Source organism: Streptomyces sp. ISL-36, assembly GCF_018614205.1.
In the GTDB taxonomy this organism is placed as follows: domain Bacteria; phylum Actinomycetota; class Actinomycetes; order Streptomycetales; family Streptomycetaceae; genus Streptomyces.
In genome coordinates this window covers 67,202-88,816 of the sequence record NZ_JAGGOS010000048.1, presented here as the reverse complement: position 1 = coordinate 88,816, position 21,615 = coordinate 67,202, and the positions used below count along the sequence as shown (strand labels likewise).

The 21,615-nt window shown below is 72.0% G+C and carries 24 protein-coding genes and 1 tRNA gene; 6 read left to right on the top strand and 19 right to left on the bottom strand.

The window, feature by feature from the left end:
• Positions 1-240: 240 nt before the first annotated feature.
• From J7E93_RS13615 to J7E93_RS13585, 7 genes are all read right to left on the bottom strand, one after another.
• Positions 241-1,086, bottom strand: coding sequence for an RNA polymerase sigma factor SigF (locus J7E93_RS13615; protein ID WP_215068915.1), 846 nt, complete (start codon positions 1,084-1,086; stop codon positions 241-243).
• A gap of 221 nt (positions 1,087-1,307) precedes the next feature.
• Positions 1,308-1,601 carry a Dabb family protein gene (locus J7E93_RS13610; RefSeq protein ID WP_215068913.1) on the bottom strand — a complete coding sequence of 98 codons (294 nt, stop codon included), beginning with the start codon at positions 1,599-1,601 and terminating at the stop codon, positions 1,308-1,310.
• Positions 1,602-1,610: 9 nt separating this feature from the next.
• Positions 1,611-1,775 (bottom strand): hypothetical protein, encoded by a 165-nt coding sequence (locus J7E93_RS13605; protein WP_215068911.1) that lies wholly within the window; start codon positions 1,773-1,775, stop codon positions 1,611-1,613.
• 671 nt (positions 1,776-2,446) lie between these two features.
• Positions 2,447-2,531 (bottom strand) — tRNA-Ser (locus tag J7E93_RS13600).
• A 68-nt stretch (positions 2,532-2,599) separates the two neighbouring features.
• The gene (tadA, locus tag J7E93_RS13595; protein ID WP_215068944.1) at positions 2,600-3,028 is read right to left on the bottom strand and encodes a tRNA adenosine(34) deaminase TadA; all 429 of its coding nucleotides are present in this window, start codon (positions 3,026-3,028) and stop codon (positions 2,600-2,602) included.
• A 155-nt stretch (positions 3,029-3,183) separates the two neighbouring features.
• Entirely contained in the window at positions 3,184-3,723 is a 540-nt protein-coding gene (locus tag J7E93_RS13590) for a hypothetical protein (protein WP_215068909.1), read from the bottom strand.
• Between the two features lie 226 nt (positions 3,724-3,949).
• Positions 3,950-4,162, bottom strand: a complete 213-nt coding sequence (locus J7E93_RS13585; RefSeq protein ID WP_215068907.1) for a hypothetical protein — start codon at positions 4,160-4,162, stop codon at positions 3,950-3,952.
• An 87-nt stretch (positions 4,163-4,249) separates the two neighbouring features.
• Between J7E93_RS13585 and upp the strand changes: the two genes are divergently transcribed.
• Positions 4,250-4,885, top strand: coding sequence for a uracil phosphoribosyltransferase (gene upp, locus J7E93_RS13580; RefSeq protein ID WP_215068905.1), 636 nt, complete (start codon positions 4,250-4,252; stop codon positions 4,883-4,885).
• A 240-nt stretch (positions 4,886-5,125) separates the two neighbouring features.
• On the opposite strand, the gene J7E93_RS13575 is transcribed toward upp, so the two are convergent.
• Positions 5,126-5,761, bottom strand: a complete 636-nt coding sequence (locus tag J7E93_RS13575; RefSeq protein ID WP_215068903.1) for a LytR C-terminal domain-containing protein — start codon at positions 5,759-5,761, stop codon at positions 5,126-5,128.
• Between the two features lie 104 nt (positions 5,762-5,865).
• Positions 5,866-6,162, bottom strand: a complete 297-nt coding sequence (locus tag J7E93_RS13570; protein WP_009067182.1) for a type II toxin-antitoxin system VapB family antitoxin — start codon at positions 6,160-6,162, stop codon at positions 5,866-5,868.
• A 97-nt stretch (positions 6,163-6,259) separates the two neighbouring features.
• Here J7E93_RS13570 and J7E93_RS13565 point away from each other — a divergent pair, with 97 nt between their 5' ends.
• On the top strand, positions 6,260-7,879 hold the full coding sequence (locus J7E93_RS13565) for a helicase HerA-like domain-containing protein (protein WP_215068901.1): 1,620 nt from the start codon (positions 6,260-6,262) through the stop codon (positions 7,877-7,879).
• A gap of 97 nt (positions 7,880-7,976) precedes the next feature.
• On the opposite strand, the gene J7E93_RS13560 is transcribed toward J7E93_RS13565, so the two are convergent.
• The 4 genes from J7E93_RS13560 to J7E93_RS13545 all read right to left on the bottom strand — a co-directional run bounded on the left by J7E93_RS13560 (position 7,977) and on the right by J7E93_RS13545 (position 11,983).
• Positions 7,977-9,539, bottom strand: a complete 1,563-nt coding sequence (locus tag J7E93_RS13560; protein ID WP_215068899.1) for a M28 family metallopeptidase — start codon at positions 9,537-9,539, stop codon at positions 7,977-7,979.
• A gap of 115 nt (positions 9,540-9,654) precedes the next feature.
• Positions 9,655-10,248, bottom strand: a complete 594-nt coding sequence (locus tag J7E93_RS13555; RefSeq protein ID WP_215068896.1) for an HhH-GPD-type base excision DNA repair protein — start codon at positions 10,246-10,248, stop codon at positions 9,655-9,657.
• 141 nt (positions 10,249-10,389) lie between these two features.
• Positions 10,390-11,340, bottom strand: coding sequence for a prolyl aminopeptidase (gene pip / locus J7E93_RS13550; protein WP_215068894.1), 951 nt, complete (start codon positions 11,338-11,340; stop codon positions 10,390-10,392).
• A gap of 10 nt (positions 11,341-11,350) precedes the next feature.
• The gene (locus tag J7E93_RS13545; RefSeq protein WP_215068892.1) at positions 11,351-11,983 is read right to left on the bottom strand and encodes an alpha/beta hydrolase; all 633 of its coding nucleotides are present in this window, start codon (positions 11,981-11,983) and stop codon (positions 11,351-11,353) included.
• Positions 11,984-12,033: 50 nt separating this feature from the next.
• On the opposite strand from J7E93_RS13545, the gene J7E93_RS13540 reads away from it, so the two are divergent.
• Entirely contained in the window at positions 12,034-12,954 is a 921-nt protein-coding gene (locus J7E93_RS13540) for a LysR family transcriptional regulator (protein WP_215068890.1), read from the top strand.
• 167 nt (positions 12,955-13,121) lie between these two features.
• On the opposite strand, the gene J7E93_RS13535 is transcribed toward J7E93_RS13540, so the two are convergent.
• On the bottom strand, positions 13,122-13,949 hold the full coding sequence (locus tag J7E93_RS13535; protein ID WP_308368516.1) for a TetR family transcriptional regulator: 828 nt from the start codon (positions 13,947-13,949) through the stop codon (positions 13,122-13,124).
• A 189-nt stretch (positions 13,950-14,138) separates the two neighbouring features.
• On the opposite strand from J7E93_RS13535, the gene wrbA reads away from it, so the two are divergent.
• Positions 14,139-14,747, top strand: coding sequence for an NAD(P)H:quinone oxidoreductase (gene wrbA / locus J7E93_RS13530; RefSeq protein WP_215068888.1), 609 nt, complete (start codon positions 14,139-14,141; stop codon positions 14,745-14,747).
• A gap of 41 nt (positions 14,748-14,788) precedes the next feature.
• Here wrbA and J7E93_RS13525 read toward each other — a convergent pair whose 3' ends face one another.
• On the bottom strand, positions 14,789-15,502 hold the full coding sequence (locus J7E93_RS13525) for a TetR/AcrR family transcriptional regulator (protein ID WP_215068886.1): 714 nt from the start codon (positions 15,500-15,502) through the stop codon (positions 14,789-14,791).
• A 62-nt stretch (positions 15,503-15,564) separates the two neighbouring features.
• Here J7E93_RS13525 and J7E93_RS13520 point away from each other — a divergent pair, with 62 nt between their 5' ends.
• Positions 15,565-17,133 carry an MFS transporter gene (locus tag J7E93_RS13520; protein WP_215068884.1) on the top strand — a complete coding sequence of 523 codons (1,569 nt, stop codon included), beginning with the start codon at positions 15,565-15,567 and terminating at the stop codon, positions 17,131-17,133.
• On the opposite strand, the gene J7E93_RS13515 is transcribed toward J7E93_RS13520, so the two are convergent.
• Together J7E93_RS13515 and J7E93_RS13510 are read right to left on the bottom strand one after the other, a co-directional pair.
• Entirely contained in the window at positions 17,127-18,356 is a 1,230-nt protein-coding gene (locus tag J7E93_RS13515) for an RNA polymerase sigma factor (RefSeq protein ID WP_374105381.1), read from the bottom strand. The genes J7E93_RS13520 and J7E93_RS13515 overlap by 7 nt on opposite strands.
• Before the next feature lie 28 nt (positions 18,357-18,384).
• Positions 18,385-18,801: a YciI family protein gene (locus J7E93_RS13510; RefSeq protein WP_215068882.1), complete on the bottom strand. Its 417-nt coding sequence runs from the start codon at positions 18,799-18,801 to the stop codon at positions 18,385-18,387.
• A gap of 3 nt (positions 18,802-18,804) precedes the next feature.
• Between J7E93_RS13510 and J7E93_RS37055 the strand changes: the two genes are divergently transcribed.
• On the top strand, positions 18,805-19,233 hold the full coding sequence (locus tag J7E93_RS37055; protein ID WP_251066484.1) for a MarC family protein: 429 nt from the start codon (positions 18,805-18,807) through the stop codon (positions 19,231-19,233).
• A gap of 79 nt (positions 19,234-19,312) precedes the next feature.
• Here the strand turns inward: J7E93_RS37055 and J7E93_RS13500 are convergent, their stop codons facing one another.
• Together J7E93_RS13500 and J7E93_RS13495 are read right to left on the bottom strand one after the other, a co-directional pair.
• On the bottom strand, positions 19,313-20,182 hold the full coding sequence (locus J7E93_RS13500) for an ATP-grasp domain-containing protein (RefSeq protein WP_251066483.1): 870 nt from the start codon (positions 20,180-20,182) through the stop codon (positions 19,313-19,315).
• A gap of 86 nt (positions 20,183-20,268) precedes the next feature.
• Positions 20,269-21,600 (bottom strand): winged helix DNA-binding domain-containing protein, encoded by a 1,332-nt coding sequence (locus J7E93_RS13495; protein ID WP_251066482.1) that lies wholly within the window; start codon positions 21,598-21,600, stop codon positions 20,269-20,271.
• Positions 21,601-21,615 lie beyond the last annotated feature (15 nt).

Sequence of the window (21,615 nt, the reverse complement as noted above, 5' to 3'; positions counted from 1 at the left end):
CCCCTTGAGGTCGCGGACGGTCGCGGCGGCCACGACCATCGGAGGAACGCAGCCTCCACCTGAATACCGGAGGCGGGGCTGCGGCAAACGCGGTTCCAGCAGAATGTCACATGTCGGCAACACGCTGTAGTGACTTGTCGACACAGTGAAAGCACAAATCCGCAGGAAACAAGGGGTGTACGGCATTTGGGCCGCTGAAAAGCCGTTCCGGACTGCTCCGAACCGGTCTACCCGTTCCGGCTACGCCTCGATCCTGTTTGCGGACCTCAGACGGGCGAAGCTGCGGGCGAGGAGCCTTGACACATGCATCTGCGAGACACCGAGTTCCTGGCTGATCTGGGACTGTGTCAGATTGCTGTAGTAACGGAGCATCAGGATCCGCTGTTCGCGCTCGGGCAGTTGTACGAGCAGATGCCGTACGAGGTCCCGGTGCTCGACGCCGGCGAGCGCCGGGTCCTCGTAGCCGAGCCGGTCGAGCAGCCCGGGCAGTCCGTCGCCCTCCTGGGCCGCCTCCAGGGAGGTGGCGTGGTAGGACCGGCCCGCCTCGATGCACGCCAGCACCTCGTCCTCGCCGATCTTCAGACGTTCGGCGATCTCGGCGGTGGTCGGTGAGCGGCCGTGGGCGGTCGTCAGGTCCTCGGTGGCTCCGTTGACCTGGACCCAGAGCTCGTGCAGGCGCCGCGGCACGTGGACGGTCCGTACGTTGTCGCGGAAGTAGCGCTTGATCTCGCCGACGACGGTGGGCATCGCGAAGGTCGGGAACTGGACGCCCCGGTCGGGGTCGAAGCGGTCGATGGCGTTGATCAGACCGATGGTGCCGACCTGGACGACGTCCTCCATCGGTTCGTTGCGGGAGCGGAAGCGGGCGGCGGCGTACCGCACGAGCGGCAGGTTGGCCTCGATCAGCGCCCCGCGCACCCTGTGATGCTCCGGAGTGCCCGGTTCCAGCCCCTTGAGCTGCCCGAAGAGCACCTGCGTGAGCGCACGGGTGTCGGCGCCCCGGGTGCTCTGCGGCCGGGGGCGCGGGGCGTCCGGGCCGCCGGCCTCGTTCTGGGGCGGGACTTGAGGCGCTGTACTGGCCGGCACGTTCACGCCACCCCTTTGGCTGGTCTTGCTGGTCAACTACGGTCAAACTCATCCATCAAAAGCGGTCATAGCATCACAAGACATGTCCACTGTGTGCAAGCACCGTATAACCACGTGTTGACGGCAAGTTGTGACGAAACGGGAGGTAAATACCCAAAAGGCCCCACGCCGTCATGGCGGGGGCCCGGGAAAGAGAGGGGCGAAGGGGCGGTCGGGTGCCCCTAGAACTCGTAGTCGGCGATCACCCACGTGGCGAACTCGCGCCACTGTGCGACACCCGCCTGATGCGCGGGATGGGCCAGATAGCGCTGGAGCGCATCGGTGTCCGCGACCGCCGAGTTGATGGCGAAGTCGTACGCGATCGGCCGGTCGGTGATGTTCCAGTCGCACTCCCAGAACGTCAGCTCCGGGATGGTCCCGCCCAGCGCCCTGAAGGCCTCGACGCCGGCGACCACGCGCGGGTCGTCGCGCTTGACGCCGTCGTTGAGCTTGAAGAGGACCAGATGGCGGATCACTGGGGACTCCTAGTTGATGAGCTCGGTCATGAACTCGCCGACACCCTGCGCGGCGCTCGATATGCCCTCGAACCCTACCTGGACCAGATCGGCCGCCCGACTGGGGGAATTGATGATCGTGTACAGCACGAAGACCGCGACCGCGTACAGCGCGACCTTCTTCGCTTGCGCCATCTGCCGCGCCCTCCCGTGTCTGCGCCCCTGCGTGGTCGCGTGAGTCTAGCGGAGCCTCTTCACCCGGCCTTTATGGACCAAGGGCCCGGGGATCGGGGCCTTTTGCCGCCCCCGGAAGGGTGACGGCACAGCAGTATGGATGTCGAGCCCTTGCGGAGTCGGCAGGAATCCGCAGGGCGAGGAACCGGCCCTCACTGCGGGGTCCGCGCCGCGAGCTTCCCCCCGACGCGGCGCGGGCTTGCAGGACCGGTTCTCATCGGGGGGAGCGGCTTGTCCCCCCGATGCCGCTCCCCCCGTCCTACGTGAGAAGGCCCCGGCCGCGTGACACACGCGCCGGGGTCTTCTGCCGTCCACCCGCTGCTGGGAGCGCGATCCGGTGTCGTTCACCGGGCACGAAACGGCCGACGGCGCCCGTCATGAGACGTACCCCGCTCCAGTGGAGGAGCCAGGCGGACGCAGCCGTCGGCCAGTCCCCCGAGCTTGTCAGCACCCGAAGGTGCCCGCAGCTTAGCCAGCCGCCCCGGCTCACCGTCAAAGGAGTTCCCAGCAGGGCCCTGACCGTCCCCGGTCGCCTCAAGTGGGGCGGCGGCGCCCGCGGCACAAGCGGACCGATCCCGAGCCGGAACGAGATGAAGGGCCGGCCCCATCGGGACCGACCCTTCATCTACCAGCGGTAGCGGAGGGATTTGAACCCTCGGTGACTTGCGCCACACTCGCTTTCGAGGCGAGCTCCTTCGGCCGCTCGGACACGCTACCGAGAGAGAGCTTAGCCCAAAGGTGCCGCTCCGATGAAATCCGTATCGCCGCGCAGGTCGGAGCGGTGTTCAGCGCTCCCGGAAGAAGGCCGTCAGCTGCGCCGAGCACTCCTCGCCGCGCACGCCGGCGATCACCTCGGGGCGGTGGTTGAGCCGCCGGTCCCGTACGAGATCCCAGAGGGAGCCGGCCGCGCCCGCCTTCTCGTCGTACGCGCCGAACACCACCCGTTCGACCCGCGACTGTACGAGCGCGCCCGCGCACATCACGCAGGGCTCCAGGGTCACGACGAGCGTGCAGCCGGTCAGCCGCCATTCGCCGGTGCGCGCCGCCGCCCGGCGCAGGGCGAGGACCTCGGCGTGGGCGGTCGGGTCGCCGGTCGCCTCACGCTCGTTGTGCCCGACGGCGAGGACCGCGCCGTCGGGGGAGAGCACGACCGCGCCGACCGGTACGTCACCGGTCAGCGCGGCCCGGTCGGCCTCGGCGAGAGCGAGCCCCATGGCATCCCGCCAGGGATCCCGTACGGGATCGGCGGCGGGATGCTCGGGCGCGGGCCGCTGGAGGCCACCCCGTACGGGATCGGGCGCGGACTGCTGTACGTCACGCTGCTGTACGTCGTGCGCGTGACGCCGTACGGGATCGGGTCCTGCCTCGGTCACAAGCGAACGGTCTCCAGCACCTCCGCGGCGCCCAGTGCGTCCGCGATCTCCGCCAGCGCGTCGCTCTCGAGCGCCAGCAGCTCCTTCTCGGCCAGGCCGAGATCCGCCAGGATCAGCCGGTCGCCGACCGGCGCGGCGGGCACCGCGTCGGCGGTGGCGCCCACCGTCTCCTCGTCGTCGTCCTCCCGGTCGAGAGGCTCGCCGTCCTCCGTACCGTCGAGGTCCAGCGCGTCCAGGTCGGCCGTGTCGTCGTCCTGGTCGTCACCGAGCAGTTCCTTGGTGAGGATCTCCCCGTACGAGGAGCGGGCGGCGGCCGCCCCGTCCGACACGTAGATGCGAGGGTCGTCCTCGCCCTCGACGCGGAGAAGGCCGAACCAGGCATCCTCCTGTTCGATGAAGACGATGACCGTGTCGTCGTCGACCGAGGCCTCGCGGGCCAGTTCGATCAGATCCGACAGGGTCTCCACATCGTCGATCTCTGTGTCGCTCGCTTCCCACCCGTCTTCGGTGCGCGCGAGCAGTGCGGCCAAGTACACCGTGACTCTCCCACTGATCAGAGGTGTGACGATCCGGCGGCGCTCTCCTGGTGCCCCGCCCAATCGGCATCGTGGCAGAAACAGCGGCTTCAGGAGAGGTCTTCGGCTCTTGCGTCGTGCATCAGTCTGATCGAGACGGCGAACGGGTGGACGCGGGCGGGCGCGTCGCCCGGCGCACGGCCCCGGCGCACAGGCGGCGCGGCGCCGGTCCCCGTCACCACCGCCGTCACCAGCGGAAGGTCCGCATCCGCATGGCTTGGCGCATCCGTGCCGCCCGCGCGCGCCGGGGCTGGACGCGGTCGCGCAGCGCCTTCGCCTCGTGCAGCTCGCGCAGGAACTGGGCGCGGCGCCGACGGCGCTCCGCGGCCGTCTCCGGCGCACTCTCCGGCGCGTCGTCCGGCGCGTCGGCCCGGTCTTCCGGGTTCTGCGGGTCGGGCATGGGCCACACCACCCCACGACTGGGTCCTGTGCCCCCACCTTCCCTCCACGGCGTGGGTTGATGCCAGTGCGGGCTACTGTTGGAGCCATGCGTCTCCACGTCGTCGATCACCCGCTGGTCGCCCACAAGCTCACCACGCTGCGCGACAAGCGCACGGACTCCCCGACCTTCCGCCGTCTCGCCGACGAGCTGGTCACCCTGCTCGCCTACGAGGCCACCAGGGACGTGCGCACCGAGCAGGTCGACATCGAGACCCCCGTCACGCCCACGACCGGTGTGAAGCTGTCGTACCCGCGGCCGCTGGTCGTCCCGATCCTGCGGGCCGGTCTCGGCATGCTCGACGGCATGGTGCGGCTGCTGCCGACGGCCGAGGTGGGCTTCCTGGGCATGATCCGCAACGAGGAGACGCTGGAGGCGTCGACCTACGCGACGCGGATGCCGGAGGACCTCTCGGGCCGCCAGGTGTACGTCCTGGACCCGATGCTGGCGACCGGCGGCACGCTCGTCGCGGCCATCCAGGAGCTGATCAAGCGCGGTGCGGACGATGTGACCGCGGTCGTGCTGCTCGCCGCCCCGGAGGGCGTCGAGGTCATGGAGCGCGAGCTCGCGGGCACGCCGGTGACCGTCGTGACGGCCTCGGTCGACGAGCGCCTCAACGAGAGCGGCTACATCGTCCCGGGCCTGGGCGACGCGGGCGACCGCATGTACGGCACGGCCGACTAGCGGACAGCGGGCCCAGCGTGTTCACAGGCACGCCGGGCTGGTTCACGCGGGCTCGTTCACACGCACGCTGAGCTCGTTCACGCGGGCTCGTTCACACGCGCGCTGGGCTCGTTCGCGCGGGCTCGTTCACACGCGCGCTGGGCTCGTTCGCGCGGGCCCGTTCACACGCACGCCGGGCCCGTTCGCGCGGGCCCGTTCACACGCACGCCGGGCCCGTTCACGCGGGCCCGTTCACGCGGCTCAGCACTTACCGGCGGGCGCGACCTTGGGCTTGTTCAGAGCGACCAGGGCCGCGTCCGCCGTCGTCTTCGGGTCCAGGTTCTTGAAGGCCGTGCCGATGATCAGGTCCACGTCCGCCGTGGCGCGGGTGTCCGTCTTCGTCGTGGCGGCCTTCAGCTGGGTGCCCAGGACCGGGAACGCGCCCTTGACGGCCCCGGGCGCACCGAGCAGGAGGCCGGCGCCGGGCACCTTCTTGTCGTACGCCGCGGGTGCGTTGCCGACCTTGCCGATGGTGAAGCCGCGCTTCTTCAGCTCGTCGGCCGTCGTCTTCGCGAGGCCGCTGCGCGGGGTCGCGTTGTAGACGTTCACCGTGATCTGGCCCGGCTTGGGCAGGGCGGCCCCGGGTGCCGTGGTCGCCTTGGGGGCGGGCTTGCAGTCGCCGCCGCGGCCTGCGGCCGTGGCCGTCTTCTCGCCGTCGCCGCCCGAGAAGACGTCGACGAGCTGCAGCGTCCCCCACCCGGCCGCGCCGAGCGCGACCACAGCGGCGCCGGCCGCGAGGACGATCCTGCGACGGTGCCGGGGGCGGCGCATGCGGGGGTACGTGTCCCCCGTGATGCGGTACTTTCCGCCCATACCGGGGGGAGTGAGCATGCTCATGGACGCAGCGTAATGCCGCCCGTGAGGGATGCCTACTGGATGATCATGTGATCGCGTCCGGATGGGCGGGAAGAGACTCCGAACGGGTCACGGAGACGCGGTCGCTAGTCCATTTCCAGGACGCGCGCGTGCAGGACCTGCCGCTGCTGGAGCGCCGCGCGCACCGCGCGGTGCAGCCCGTCCTCGAGGTAGAGGTCGCCCCGCCACTTCACGACGTGCGCGAAGAGGTCGCCGTAGAAGGTGGAGTCCTCCGCGAGCAGCGTCTCCAGGTCCAGCTGGCCCTTGGTGGTCACCAGCTGATCGAGGCGGACCGGGCGCGGCGCCACGTCCGCCCACTGCCGGGTGCTTTCCCGGCCGTGGTCGGGATACGGCCGCCCGTTACCGATGCGCTTGAAGATCACACGGAAAGCCTACCGGGCGAGCGGCTCCCGGCGCAGCCACGCGGGGCCGATGGGATGCTGGGGCAAATCGCCGTAAACCCGGAATTAGGGGCCTCTCATGAGCGTGAGCGAAGAGCCTGTGGCCACCGAGATCGCGGCGGGGTACGAGTTCACCGGCGCGGCACTCGAACTGGGGGCGCTGCTCTGGGGCGGCGTCTGTCACCCGGACGCGCGGATCCGTATCCCGCTGGCCATGCTCAACCGCCACGGGCTCGTCGCCGGCGCCACCGGTACGGGCAAGACGAAGACCCTCCAGCTTCTCGCCGAACAGCTGTCGGCGAACGGAGTGCCGGTCTTCCTCGCCGACATGAAGGGGGACCTCTCCGGGATCTCGGCGCCGGGCCGGGAGAGCGAGCGGGTCGGGGAACGGGCCGGGCAGGTGGGACAGGAGTGGGCCCCCAAGGGCTTTCCCTGCGAGTTCTACGGGCTCGGCGGCACCGGTTCCGGCATTCCGGTGCGGGCCACGGTCACCAGCTTCGGCCCCGTGCTCCTGTCGAAGATCCTCCAGCTCAACCGGACGCAGGAGCAGTCGCTCGGCCTGATCTTCCACTACGCGGATCAGAAGGGCCTGGAGCTGGTGGACCTGAAGGATCTGCGGGCGGTGGTGGCCTTCCTGGTCTCCGACGCCGGAAAGCCCGAGCTGAAGGGGATCGGCGGGCTGTCGACGGTGACGGCCGGGGTGATCCTGCGGGCGCTGACGGCCTTCGAGCAGCAGGGCGCGGCCGGGTTCTTCGGGGAGCCGGAGTTCGACACGGCCGAGTTCCTGCGGACGGCGGCGGACGGGCGCGGGGTGGTCTCCGTACTGGAGCTGCCGTCAGTGCAGGACAAGCCGCAGCTCTTCTCGACGTTCCTGATGTGGATGCTGGCGGACCTCTTCCACGACCTGCCGGAGGCCGGGGACCTGGAGAAGCCGAAGCTGGTCTTCTTCTTCGACGAGGCGCACCTGCTGTTCGACGGGGCGTCGAAGGCGTTCCTGGACGCGATCACGCAGACGGTACGGCTGATCCGCTCGAAGGGGGTCGGGGTCTTCTTCGTGACCCAGACGCCGAAGGACGTGCCGGGGGACGTGCTGGCGCAGCTGGGCAACCGGGTGCAGCACGCGCTGCGGGCGTTCACGCCGGACGATGCGAAGGCGCTGAAGGCGACGGTACGGACGTTCCCGAACTCGCCGTACGACCTGGAGGAGGTCCTGACGGGCCTCGGGACGGGCGAGGCGGTCGTCACGGTGCTGAGCGAGACGGGCGCGCCGACGCCGGTGGCGGCGACACGGCTGCGGGCGCCGGAGTCGCTGATGGGGCCGGTCGAGGCGGCGGCGCTGGACGCGGCGGTGAAGGGGTCGCCGCTGTACGGGCGGTATGCGGAGGCGGTGGACCGCGAGTCGGCGTACGAGAGGCTGACGGCGGAGCAGCGGGCGGCGGAGGTGCGCGCGGAGGAGGCGGCGGCCGCGGAGGCGCGTGCGGAGGAGACGCCGGAGACACCGGAGACACCGAAGGCACCGGAGACGCGGGAGACGCGGGAGGGGCGTAAGACGCGGGAGGCCGCGTCGCGCGAGGAGCCGTCGCTCGCCGAGCAGGTGGTGGGAAGCGGGGTCTTCAAGTCCCTCGCGCGGTCGATCGGTACGCAGCTGGGCCGGGAGATCAGCCGGTCGCTCTTCGGGACGGCCCGCCGCAAGCGGTAGCGGCGAGCGGTGGGCTGTGGGCGCGAGCAGTAGCGGCGGGGCGGGGGGAATCCCCCGCCCCGCACGTGACGTACTCCTACCTACTCACTCCTGCTGTTTACTCCGTGACCTCGTGGTCGTGGCCCTCGTGGAGCCCGCCGCCGCTGCCCGCGTCGCCGTCCGTCGGAACGGAGACGACCGGCTTCTTCAGGGAGCTGATGTCGTGGGCGTACGTGCCCACGGCGTTGGCGATGACGTCGATGTTGACGTCGAAGGCCGTCATGTTGATGTTCGACAGGTCATCGCCGGCCGCGTGGTAGTTCACGTCGTACGCGACACCCGCCGTTCCGCCGAACTTCGCCGCCTGCGCCGCGGTCTTGATGCCCTCGGCGCCGGTGAACGTGCCGCCGGAGGGGATGCCGACCTCGATGAACGGGCCGTAGTCCGAGCGGCCCGTGAAGTCGGTGCCCTCGTGCGGCTTGCCCTGCTGGTCGAGGAAGGCGTTGATGTCGCGCTCCAGCTGGGCGGAGCCCGCCGGGCCCGGACCCGCGCCGACGCCGTCGGAGTTGTCGCCGTCGTAGACGAACAGGCCGTAGTTGGGCGAGGCGATCATGTCGAAGTTGAGGTAGAGCTTGACTTCCTTCTTGTCCAGCTCGCTCATGTTCGCGACGTAGTGCTCGGAGCCGAGCAGGCCGTTCTCCTCGGCCGACCACCAGGCGAAGCGGACCTTGTTGCGGACCTTCGCCTTCGACTCGGCGAGCTCCAGGGCGGTTTGGAGCAGACCGGCGGAGCCGGAGCCGTTGTCGTTGATGCCGGGGCCGGCGGTCACCGAGTCGAGGTGCGCGCCGAGCATCACGGTGTTGGCGGCGTTGCCGCCCTTCGTCTCCGCGATGACGTTGTTGGTGGTGCGCTTCTCCTGGAGCTGACGGATCTCGAAGGAGAGGCTGACCGGGCCCTTGGCGAGGTCGGCGGCGAGCTTCTCGCCCTCCGCCAGGGTGATGCCGCCGGTCGGGATCTTGCCGGCCGCCGGCTCGCCCAGAGTGCCCGAGAGCACGCCCTCGGCGTTGTTGTAGATGATCGCGCCCGCGGCGCCCGCCGCGGCGGCGTTCTCCTGCTTGACGGCGAAGGCGCAGCCGCCGCGCTTGATCAGCGCCACCTTGCCGGTGAAGGTGCCGGAGGCGAAGTCCCCTGGCTCACAGCCGGAGGTGCCGTCGGCGTCGACCGGGACGGCGGCCAGATCGGCCTTGATACCGCCGACCGGCGTCGACTTGGTGTAGGTCATCGCCTTGATCTCGACCGCGCGGGGGGCGGGCGAGAGGACCGAGACCTTCTCGGCCAAGGTCTCGGTGTAGATGAAGTCGAACTTCTCGTACGAGACGTTGTAGCCGGCCTTCTTGAGCTGCTGGTACACGTACGCCGCCGAGGCGTCGTGCCCGAGCGAGCCGGCCGCGCGGTGGCCGCCGGCGGAGTCGGCTATCGCCTGGAACTTCTGCAGGTGCTTGTAGGCGCCCTCGGCGGACGTCTCACGGATCAGCTTCTTCGCCAGCTTCGCGGCGTCCCTGGCCGGTGCGGCCGCCGGGTCCGGAGTGGCGGTGGCGGGGGAAGCGGCGGCCAGCAGGAGCGGGGTCGCGAGTGCGGCTGCGGCCAGAGTGGCCGCGGCTCTGCGATGGGATGCGTTCACAGAGGTCCTTCCCGGTGCGAACGAGGTTGAGGGGAAGTTAGCGATCTCTGGTGTGTTCTGTGAACAGATCGGCCGCGATTCCTGTCACATGGAGCAGGATTGACATCCGGAGCGGTCATTTTTCAGCGGATTTGGCCGCCTTTGCGGCGCGCTTGGCCTCCTGCTTGAAGGCGCGGACCTTCGCCAGTGACTCCGGTCCCGTGATGTCGGCGGCCGAACGGTACGAGCCGGTCTCTCCGTAGGCGCCCGCGGCCTCGCGCCAGCCCTCGGGACGTACGCCGTACTGCTTGCCGAGCAGGGCGAGGAAGATCTGTGCCTTCTGCTTGCCGAAACCAGGCAGATCGAGCAACCGTTCGAGGAGTTGCTTGCCGGTCGTGGCGTCCGACCACACGGCCTCGGCGTCACCGCCGTACTCGTCCACGAGGAACTGGCACAGCTGCTGGATCCGCTTGGCCATGGAGCCGGGGTAGCGGTGGACGGCGGGCTTGTCGGAGAGGAGCGCGGCGAAGGCCTCGGGGTCGTGCGCGGCGATCATGCCGGCGTCGAGGTCGTCGCCGCCGAGGCGCCGGGCGATCGTGTACGGCCCCGAGAACGCCCACTCCATGGGCACCTGCTGGTCGAGCAGCATGCCGACGAGCGCGGCGAGCGGGGACCGCCCGAGGAGTTCGTCGGCCTCGGGCTGCTGGGCGAGATGGATCTCGGTGCTCATGCCTCGATCATCCCGCGCGACCGCCCGCGCCGCCGCCCGGGCCGCTCGGGCTGCTCGGGCGGCTTGGGCCCCTCGGGCTGCTCGGGCCGCTCGGGCCCCTCGGGCCGCCCGGGCCGCTGGGAGGGAGGGCGGGGAGCCGTCTCACCGGGGTGCGAAGCGCTCCAGCGCCGCCAGGACCCGGTCGCGGGTGTCGTCGCCCCCCAGATGGCCCGCGTTCTCCACGACCGAGAGGTCGGCGTCCGGCCAGGCGCGGGCGAGCTCCCAGGCGGTGGTGAGCGGACCGCCCATGTCGAGCCGGCCGTGGATCAGGACGCCCGGGATCCCCGCGAGCCGGTGCGCGTCGCGGATCAGGGCGCCCTCCTCCAGCCAGGCGCCGTGCGCGAAGTAGTGGGCGCAGATCCGGACGAAGGCCAGGCGGGTGGCGTCGACCCGGTCGGTGTACGGGGTGCCCATCCCCTCCATCGACAGGACCGCGTCCTCCCAGGCACACCAGTCGGCCGCCGCCTTCTCCCGTACAGCGGGGTCCGGGTCCTCCATCCGGCGGGCGTAGGCGGCGACCAGGTCGAGGCCCGGCGCGGCGGCGGCGCCGTCCACGCCCGCGCGGAAGCGCTCGTGGGCCTCGGGGAAGAACCGGCCCACGCCCTCGTACAGCCAGGCCGTCTCCGAGCGACGGGTCGTGGTCACGGCCGCGATCACGATCTCGGAGACACGCGCGGGGTGGGCCTGGGCGTACGCCAGGATCAGCGTGGAGCCCCAGGAGCCGCCGTACAGCAGCCAGCGCTCGACCCCGAGGTGCTCGCGCAGCCGCTCCATGTCGGCGACCAGGTGTGCGGTGGTGTTCACGGACATGTCGGTGGCCGGGTCGCTCGCGTGCGGGAGCGACCGGCCGCAGCCGCGCTGGTCGAACTGGACGATCCGGTACCGCTCGGGGTCGAAGAGCCGGCGGGCGGACCGGGACGAGCCGGATCCCGGGCCGCCGTGGACGACGAGGGCGGGCTTGCCGTCCGGATCGCCGCTGGTCCGCCAGTGGACGAGATTGCCGTCACCGACGTCGAGGAGGCCTTGGTCGTACGGTTCGATCTCCGGAAACATCCGGCCGACCCTACCGGGCGCGCAGCCGCACCGAAGGGTTCTCGCACCACTCCAGGACCGAGGGCCACTCCCCGTACCCGGCGTGCATGTCGAGGTGACCGCCGGGCAGGACGAGGTCGCGGTCGAGGGAGAGCGGGTCGCCGTAGTGGACGGCCGCGCCCTCGGGGCAGTACGGGTCGCCGCCGCCGTACACGAGCCGGACGGGCGCCTTGAGCCGTACGGCGTCGAGGTCGAGCCCCTCGGCGAAGCCGGCGATCTCCCGGAAGGAGGCGGTGACGGCGGGGGACGGCGGGGCGACGAGGAGGACCCGGTCGACGGGGAGGTCGTCGGGGGTACGGGAGGCCGCGTGCAGCCAGAGCAGGACGGACAGGCTGTGGGCGACCACGACGAACTCCCCGTTCCCGGGCCGGTGGAGGTGGGTCCGGAGCGCGTCCAGCCACCCCGCGAGGACCGGGGCGTCCGGCTCGGGGAGCTGCGGGTAGCGGACCTGGTGGCCGCGCTCCCGCAGCCGACCGGCGAGCCAGTGCTGCCAGTGGCCCTCGGGCCGGTGGTTCTGGAAGCCGTGGAGGATGAGGAAGGTCTTGGGCGCGGTCGTCTGCGGTGCGGTCGTCTGCGGTGCGGTCGTCTGCGGTGCGGTCGTCATGCTCTGATCGTCGTGACTGGAGGTACGCCAGGTCCAGTTAATGTCTCTGCATGGAACCGGTAAGCGGAACCTTCACGATCGATCTGCGCAGGCTGGGCGCGCTGCGCGAACTCGACCGGCGCGGCAGTCTCGCCCGTACCGCCGAGGCCCTCCACCTCACGCCCTCGGCCGTCTCCCAGCAGCTCGCCGCGCTCTCGCGCGAGCTGGGCGTTCCGCTCATCGAGCGCCAGGGGAGGGGGGTACGGCTGACCGGCCAGGCCCGGCTCGTCCTTCAGCACGCCGACCTGATCGCGGCCCAGCTGGAACGGGCCCGCGCCGATCTCGCCGCGTGGGAGGAGGGGCGGCGCGGAGCGGTGACGATCGGGGCGTTCTCGAGCGGGGTGTCGGGGCTGCTCGCCCCGGCCCTCGCCGAACTGGCGGGCACCCGGCCCGAGATCGGGATCGCGGTCGTCGAGTCGCAGCCGCCCGATCTCTTCACCCGGCTCGACGCCGGCGAGATCGACCTCGCGGTCGCGGTCGACTTCGCGGCCGCGCCGCCGCACACCGACCGCCGGTACACGCGCTACGACCTGCTGACGGACGTCCTGGACGTGGCCCTGCCGGCCGGCCACCGGCTGGCGGACCGGGAGCGCGTCCCGCTGCGTGAACTGGCCGTCGATCCGTGGATCGTCGGCGACGCCTCGACCTGCTGCGGGGCGGTGACGCGCTCGGTCTGCGCGGCGGGCGGCTTCACCCCCGAGATCCGCCACGCGGTCGACGACTGGCAGGCGCTGGCGGCCCTGGTGGAGGCGGGCCTCGGCGTGGCGCTTGTGCCTCGCCTCGTGCAGCCGCTGGGACGGCCGGGCGTGGCCGTCCGCCCGGTGACGGGCCGGCCTCCGGCGCGCAGCGTGTTCGCGGCGGTCCGTACGGGTTCGGAGAACGATCCGGTACTCGCCTCCGTACTCGACCTGTTGAGGCAGCACGCGCGATGAACCTGGCCGGGATGACGGCAGGTGCGCGGGGCGCCGGCGCCCGCGACGGCGGTGAACGCGTAGGCCTCGCGGGTCGGGGAGGTGCCGGCGGTGGCGTACCAGGGCCTCCGCAGCCCGGACCCGCCTGTGCCTTCGGTCTCGCCACGTTCTGGGCGGACTCGCGGCGCTCATCCCCCCAGGTTCAGCAGCGCGTTGAGACCCGCCTTGAGCTCGTCAGCGGAAAGGTTCCGCTCCACGGACAGGTGGTGCATCAGGCTCGGCGAGAACGGCGCGAGCAGGAGATGCGCCAGCAGCGCGCTGTTCGCCTCGGGCCGGAGCCGCGCGATCAGCAGCGCCACGTGGGTGTGCATCGCGAGGTACGCACCGCTCGTGTAGCGGGCGCTGGGCGCGGCGGCCTGGGCGGCGAGGAGCAGTTCGCGCTGTTCGATGACCCGGTCGACGAGGGCGTCGAGAAAGGCGTGCAGCCGTTCGTCGGCCGGCGCTCCGGGGCCGAGCGGGGGAGGGCCGCCCATGTACGACTCCTGGAACTGTCGTTCCCGGTCGTCGAGGAGCGCCCACAGGAGCTGGGCGACATCGCCGAAGCGGCGGTAGACGGTGCCGACGCCGATTCCGCTGGCGTGGGCGACCTGGTTCATGGTGACGGCGCCGGGCCCCACCTCGGCGACGATGCGCGCGGCCGCGTCGAGGATCTTGCGCCGGTTGCGCGCGGCGTCGGCCCGCTCGGCTGCCGGTCGACCGGCGGTGGGAAGGCCGGCGGTGGGCAGGAGGGCGAGCTCGGGGCCGGAGGCCAGGGGTAGCGGCCGGGAGAAAGGGGGCGTGGGAGCGGGCGCGTCCGGATGGGGGCCCTGTACGGCGCCGGGGGTCTGGTCCCGCGTCGGGTCCTGGTCTCGCGTCGGGTCCTGCTCGGGGCCCTGTACGGCGTCCGGGATCCGGGCCGGGGTCGGCTCCGGAGGCTGGGACCGCGCCCCGCCCGCCGGGCGCTTTCTCGTGCTCATCTCGTCCGCCTGCCCTTCGTCGCCTGCCCCCTCGGTCCGTCCGTGACACGAGCATAACGGAGCGCTATCCGCTTCCCCAGGGCTTCCTCTTGCTAACCGGATCACTATCCGGTTAGCCTCGAACCACTGAAGCGGAAACTAATCCGGTTGAACCGAGGCTCAGGTTTCAAGGGTCAAGAGGAGCTCGTCATGTCCGTCAAGGTCGCCGTCGTCTACTACTCGTCCACCGGGAACGTCCACGAGCTCGCCAAGGCCGTTGCGGAAGGCGCCGAGAAGTCCGGCGCCGAGGTCCGCCTGCGCCGCGTGCCCGAGCTCGCCCCCGACGCGGCCATCGACGCCAATCCCGCCTGGCGCGCCCATGTGGACGCCACCGGAGACATCGAGATCGCCACCCTCGAGGATCTGGAGTGGGCGGACGCCTACGCCCTCGGTTCGCCCACCCGGTTCGGCAACGTCGCCGCGCAGCTGAAGCAGTTCATCGACACCACGGGCGGGCTGTGGCAGCGGGGCGTCATGGCCGACAAGCCGGCCACCGCCTTCACCAGCGCCCACAACGTGCACGGCGGCAACGAGTCGACGCTGCTCGCGCTCTACAACTCGTTCCACCACTGGGGCTCGGTCATCGTCTCGCCCGGCTTCACCGACCCGGCCGTCTACGCGGCCGGCGGCAACCCCTACGGCACCGCCCACCCCGGCGCGAACGGCGCCCCGGAGGAGAACGTGCTCCAGGCCGCCCGCTACCAGGGCGAGCGACTGACCAGGATCGCCAAGCGCCTGAAGGGCCTCGCGGTCGACTGACGCGCGGGGACGGGCGGGGGGTTGGAGCGCCCGAGCCGTGGCTAAGGGGTTTCTCCCAGGTCTCCCAGGTCTCCCAGGTCTCGCAGGCCTTGCGGGGCCGGTCGGTCGTCCCTCCCGTACCTGCCGAGGAACATGTCCACCCCGTCGGTGATCAGGCGCTCCGTCAGGTCGTCGCTCAGCTCGGTGCCGTAGTGGCTGAAGACCATCTGGGGGTAGATCAGCAGGGCGTACAGCTGGATGATCGCGACCTCCAGGTCGGGGATCTCCAGGCGGCCACGGTCCGCAAGCGCGCGCAGCGCGTCGGCGACGGCGGGGTGGTGGCCCGCGGGCCCGTGATCGCGCCAGGCGCGGCCGAGCTCGGGGAAGCGGTGGAGTTCGGCGGCGACGAGGGCGCGCAGCGCGCGGACCTCGTCGTTCTCGCGGACGGCCCGGACCCATGCGCGGGCGGCCTCGACGAAGGCGGCGCGCAGGTCCACGGCATCGGCGAGGCGGGCGAGATCGGGGCCGTTCTCGTGCTCGCCTTCGGCCAGGGGCTCGTCGAGCGCGCCCGCGACGACGGCGGTGAAGAGCGCTTCCTTGCTGCCGAAGTGGTTGTAGACGGTGACCTTGGAGACGCCGGCCTCGGTGGCGATGGCGTCCATGCCGACCCCGAATCCCTCGCGCAGGAAGAGGGCGCGGGCCGCCCGCACGATGGCCTGGCGCTTACGGGCGGCGCGGGGGCCGCTGGGGGCAGGTTTCGGCGTCTCTGCGCTCATGGGCCGACCCTACCAACAACTGAACTCTTGAGTTCATCTGAACTGAACCGTACAGTTCAGTCATGACGGCTTCTCCGGATGCTCACGCCCACAGCCATGCCCACTCCGCCGACCGCACGCCGGCCCACACCGCTGGTGACACCCCGGCCCACACCCCTGGTGACACCCCGGCCCATTCGCCAGCCCATCCACCGGCCCATTCGCCGGCCCATCCACCCGCCGATCCGCCGGCCCGTTCCCGGCGTTGGACCGCGCTCGCGCTGATCTGCGTGGCCCAGTTCATGCTGATCCTCGACGTCACCGTCGTGAACGTCGCGCTGCCGCGGATGGCCGCCGACCTGGACCTCGCCCGCACCTCGCTGACCTGGGTGGTCACCGCGTACACCCTCTGCTTCGGCGGTCTGATGCTGCTCGGCGGGCGGCTCGCGGACGCCTTCGGTGCCCGCCGCACCCTCCTCGCCGGGCTCGCCCTCTTCACCGCCGCGTCCCTGCTCTCCGGCCTGGCGGCGAACGCCCCGATGCTGATCGGCGGCCGCATCGCCCAGGGCGTCGGCGCCGCGCTGCTCTCGCCGGCCGCACTCTCCCTGGTCACGACCTCTTTCCACGGAGCCGAACGGGCCAAGGCCCTCGGTGTCTGGGCCGCCATCGGCGGCACCGGTTCGGCGGTCGGCGTCCTGCTCGGCGGCGTGCTGACCGACGGACCGGGCTGGCCGTGGGTCTTCTACGTCAACGTCCCGGTCGGCCTCGCCCTGCTCGTCGCCCTCCCGCTGGTCGTCCCGGCCCGCACCCCGCGGCCGGCCGATGCTCCGCGGCCCGCCCGCGGGCTCGACGCGCCGGGCGCGTTCCTCGTCACCGCCGCCACCGGCTCCCTCATCTACGGACTGGTCCAGGCGGGCGACACCGGCTGGACATCCGCCTCCACGCTGCTGCCCCTGCTCGGCTCGCTCCTCCTGTACGGGATCTTCGCCGCCGTCGAACGGGCGAGCCGGGCCCCGCTCATGGACCTGCGGATGTTCACCCGGCGCCCGGTCCTCGCGGGCTCGTTCCTGATGCTGGTCGCGACCGCGCTGCTGATCTCCTTCTTCTTCCTCGGCTCGGTCCAGCTCCAGCACCTCGGTGGCTTCAGCGCCTTCACGACCGGTCTCGTCTTCCTGCCGGTCGCCGTCACCACCGCTGTCGGCGCCCACCTCGGCTCCCGCCTGGTCGGCTCCCTCGGCCCCCGCGCCTGCGCGACCGGCGGCATGGCGATCGCCGCACTCGGCTGCCTCCCCCTGGCGCTCGTCACCCCCGGCTCCCACCCCTGGACCACGCTGATGCCGGCCCTCTCCGTCGCCTCCCTCGGCCTCGGCGCGGTCTTCGTCACCGCCACCACCACCGCCCTCGGCATGATCGACCACCACGAGGCCGGCCTCGCCTCGGGCATCGTCAACACCTTCCACGAGGTGGGCGGCTCGATCGGCGTCGCGCTGGTCTCCACGACCGCGGCGACGAGCATCCAGGGCACGACGACCACCGGCTTCACGGCCGCCTTCACCCTCTGCGCGGCCACGGCCGCAGCAGCGGCACTGGCCGCCCCCGCCCTCGTACCCCGCGGGAAGCCTCGCATGACGGGCGGCCCGCACGTTCACTGAGGGAGACGCGCGGCCTTCATCTGCAGGTAGTGGCGTTCCGGAACACTGAGGGTGAGGCGGGCCGCCGTGCGGTACGCGGCGCGGGCGGCCTCGATGGCGCCGGTCCGCTCCAGGAGGTGCGCGCGGACCGCTTCGAGGCGGTGGTGGCCGGGGAGGCGGGGTTCCAGGGCGGCGAGCTCGGCGAGGCCGGACTCGGGGCCGTGGACCATGGCGACGGCGACCGCGCGGCCGAGTTCGGCCATCGGGTCGGGGGCGTCCGCCACCAGGAGGTCGTAGAGGGCCAGGATCTGCGGCCAGTCCGTGTCCTCGGCGCGCGGGGCCTCGTCGTGGAGGGCCGAGATGGCCGCCTGGAGCTGGTACGGACCGGCCGGGCCCTCCCTCAGGGCCTCCTCGACCAGGGCGGTGCCCTCGGCGATCGCGGCCGAGTCCCACAGCGTGCGGTCCTGTTCGTCGAGCGGGACCAGCTCGCCGTGCGGCCCGGTACGGGCGGCGCTGCGGGCCTCCGTGAGCAGCATCAGGGCCAGCAGCCCGGTCACCGCCCCTTCTCGGGGCAGAAGTCGGCGCACCGCCCGGGTCAGCCGGATCGCCTCCTCCGCCAGGTCGGCGCGGTGGAGGGCGGGGCCGGATGTGGCGGTGTACCCCTCGTTGAAGATCAGGTAGAGGACCTGGAGCACGGTGGCGAGCCGGGCGTCCCGGTCGCCCGGCCCGGGCTGGTGGAAGTGGCGGTCCTTCAGCTTCTGCTTCGCCCGGCTGATCCGCTGCGCGATCGTCGCCTCTGGTACGAGATGGGCCCGGGCGATCTCGGCCGTGGTCAGACCGCCGACCGCGCGCAGCGTCAGCGCGATCTGCGCGGCGGGCGCGAGCACCGGATCGCAGCAGAGGAAGAGGAGGGTGAGGGTGTCGTCCTCGGACGGGGCGGCCCGGGTCTCCCGCGGCTCCAGGCGCGCGGCGGTCTCCTCCCGCCGGGCGCGCGCCTCCTCCGCCCGCAGCTGATCGGTCAGCCGCCGCGCGGCCACCCGGATCAGCCAGCCGCGGGGATTGGCGGGCGTCCCGCTCTCCGGCCACTGCCGGGCGGCGGCGAGCAGAGCCTCCTGCACGGCGTCCTCGGCGGCGTCGAAATGCCCGTACCGGCGCACGAGCGCGCCGAGGACCTGCGGCGCGTGCCGGCGCAGCAGGTCCTCGATGCGGTTTTCCACCTGGTCCTCGATGCGGTTCGCCTCCACGGTCAGAGGTCACCTTTCGCTGCCACGGTCAGAAGTCGCCGCCGCCGCGCTCGTCGATCGGCCGGATCACCACCGGGTACTCCGGCGCCCCGGCCGGCTGGGGGCACTGCGCCACGCGCGCCGCGATCTCGGTGACCCTCTCCAGGCTCTCGCAGTCCAGCACCCAGAACCCGGCGAGGAGTTCCTTCGTCTCCCCGTACGGCCCGTCCGTGATCACCGGCCGGCCGTCCTTGCCGGCGGACACGAACCGGGTCCGGGCGGGCTCGACGAGTCCCTGCGCGTCGACCAGCTCACCGGACTCGGCGAGGTCGTCGTTGATGGCCCCCATGAAGGCGAACATGGCCTGCATCTCCTCCTGGCTCCAGGCGGGGCTGTGGGCGGAGGGCTTGCCGTTCATGGCGTCGTAGTCGGCCTGGGTGCCCTGCACCATGACGAGGTACTTCATGACGTGCTCCTGTTCCTCCGTGCGGTCGTGCTCTTCACAGGGGACGTCGGAGCGGGGCGCCGATTCTCGACACCTCGCGGGAACGGATCCGGATTCATCGGTCATTCCACCCGGGAGAACCATGATTCCGGGGTCAACGCCTTCAGCTTCTCCGCCGCCTTCATCACCTTCTTCTCGGTCGTCGGCCCGCCGAAGGTGCTTCTGGCCTTCGCGGGCCTCGCACAGATCCACCCCACCCGCCAGCTCCACGTGATCGCCCTCGTCTCGTCCGGAGCAGCCGTCTTCGTTGGGCTGGTCACGGGCATCACCTCCCCCTGGCTGCTGGACGTCTTCCACATCAGCCCGCCCGCGCTCCAGCTCGCGGGCGGTGTGGACCTGGTGCTCGGCGGCCTCGCTGAGCTCGGCGTGGAGGGCTTGGAACGGGAGGAGTAGGGGCTTCAGGACTATGGGCTACGGGGTGCCGACGGCGACGGCGACGGCGACGGCGATGGCCACGCTGATGGCGACGGTGTCACGTGGGCCGCAGGAAGCGCCGGTCCCGTTCCGCGACAAGCGCCCGTGGGCCCGTCGCGCGCCGGACAACGGTGAGGACGCCGTCCGGATCGGCCGCGTAACTGTGCGCGAACCACGGCATGTTCGCCTCGACCACGGCCCACCGCTCCCGGCCGGTGTCCGGGTCCCGGAGCAGACCGACGTCGACGGCCACAGCGCTCGGCAGCGAGTCGCCGACCGCGCCGAGAAGGCCCTCGCCGAAGCGGCGGGCGGCGGCCGTGAGGGGGCCAGTGTCGAGCCGCCCGTACACGGCGTACCGGCTCGCCGTGACGATCCGGCCGTCGAGGGCGAACAGCCGGTACTCGGCGGCGAAGTCCACCACGTCGGAGACGAGAACCGGGGTCTCCGGGGGCAGCGGGCCGGGCAGTCTCCCGCCGTCGGCGTACACCCCAGGAGGGAAGGACTTGTCGCCCGGCGGCTTCACGAACGCGGGGCGTCGCAGGGCCGTCCGGGCCTCGCCCAGGGTCGTCAGGACGATCCGGCGGCCGGTGAACTCCGGCGGGAGCTCGGCGAGCCAGGCGTCGGCGGGTTCGAGCAGACCGAGCCCGAGTGGCCCGGCGACCTTGTCGGCCAGCAGCGGACCGCCGTACCAGTGCACGGAGCGGCCGGCGGCGAGCGGCTCGGGCGTCCCGGCCAGGACTCGCACCTCGATGCCCCGGCGGGCGGCGGCCGCGGAGAGGAGGAGCGTGGTGGACGTGCGCTGCGCCGAGGTCAGCAGGACCGGGTTCTCCGCCGGTCCGTTGCTGTCCGGTGACGGTGACGGTGACGGTGACGGTGACCTCGGGTCCGGTTTCATCACCGGGCTTTCCGCCACCGGGCCTTCCGTCATCAGGCCTTCCGTCCCCCGGGTCCCCGTGACTCGGATCTCCGCCACTCGGGCCTTCTGCACTCCGGTGCCCGTCCCCCGGGTTTCCGTCATGCCGGGCCCCCGCCCGCCAGTTCCCGCTCCAGTGGCGTCCGGAAGCGGGGCGTCACCCGGATGTCCCCCACCCATGCGGCCAGCCGCGCCGCCTCCGCCTCGATCGCGGCCTCGATCGCGGCTTCTTCCCCGGCCCCTACTCCGGCCTCGACTCCGACCCCGGCCCCGGCGGCGGAACCGGCCGCGCCGGGCAGCAGCCTCCAGACGATCTGCCCGTCCGGGCGCTGCGCCCAGGCCCCGATGATCCGGCCGTTCCACCACACCGTCGGCCCGATGTTCCCGCTGCGGTCGTACAGCGCCGCCTTGTGGGCGGGATCGGTGTACCAGTCCCGGTACTGCCAGCCCATCGCCGTCGGATCGAGGGCCGGCAGCAGCGCCGCCCACGGCTCCGGCGCCGGTACGGGCTCGTTGTCCTCCGGCAGGACGTGACCGATGCCCTCCGCCAGCTCCACGGCCTCCGCGCCGATCGCCGCCAATGCCTTGCGGACATCGGTGACCTTCCACCCGGTCCACCACTTCAGGTCGGCCTCGGTCGCCGGTCCGGCGGCAGCCAGCCACCGCCGTACGAGTTCGGCGTGCGCGTCCGCGTCGCTCGGGTCCGGGTGGGGCGGAGTCACGGTCCAGCGGAAGCGACTGGAGGTCCAGGCCCCTTGCGGCCGCCCGCGCGCGATCCGGCCCTCCATGCCGAGGACGCGCAGGAGACGGCTGGAGAGCGGCTGGAGGCCCTCCTGGCGCGTGCCGACGCCGTAGAGGTACTGCGCGCGCAACCGGGGGATGGCCGCGCCGAGTTCCGCGCCGGTGGCCTCACCCCGTACCGCCAGTTCGGCGAGGAGCAGCCGCTCCGTCTCCTCCAGCCAGGCGGCGTCGTACGCGCTTCCGGCGGCCAGGTGCCTGAGGAGCGAGGCGCGTTCGCGGATGGCGACGTCGCGGGTGGTCGAGGCGTGCACGGCGGGGACGAGGGCGGTGGGGAAGACGAAGATCGTGTGCCGCATGCCGTGCATACGGGTCAGCGTCCGGTCCTCGTACAGCGCCCGCTCCAGACCCCGGACCGGGTCCACGTCTCCCGCTCCCGGCGCACCCGTTCCCGGCGCACCCGCCCCCGGCCGCCCCGCTCCCGGCGCACCCGCCCCCGAGTCGCCGCTCCTCAGCCGTGCGCCCACCGCCAGGAACACGCTCGCGGGGTCGGTCGCGTGCAGGGCCACCAGGGAGTCCGCCACCTCCTCCACGGTCGCCGCCCGCGCCGACCCGGCCAACCGGTGCCGTACCGCCAGCCGGGCCCTGCGTTCGTCCGCGTCGATCCGGCGTCTGTGGACCGTCCTCGTACCCATGCCGTCCAGCATGGA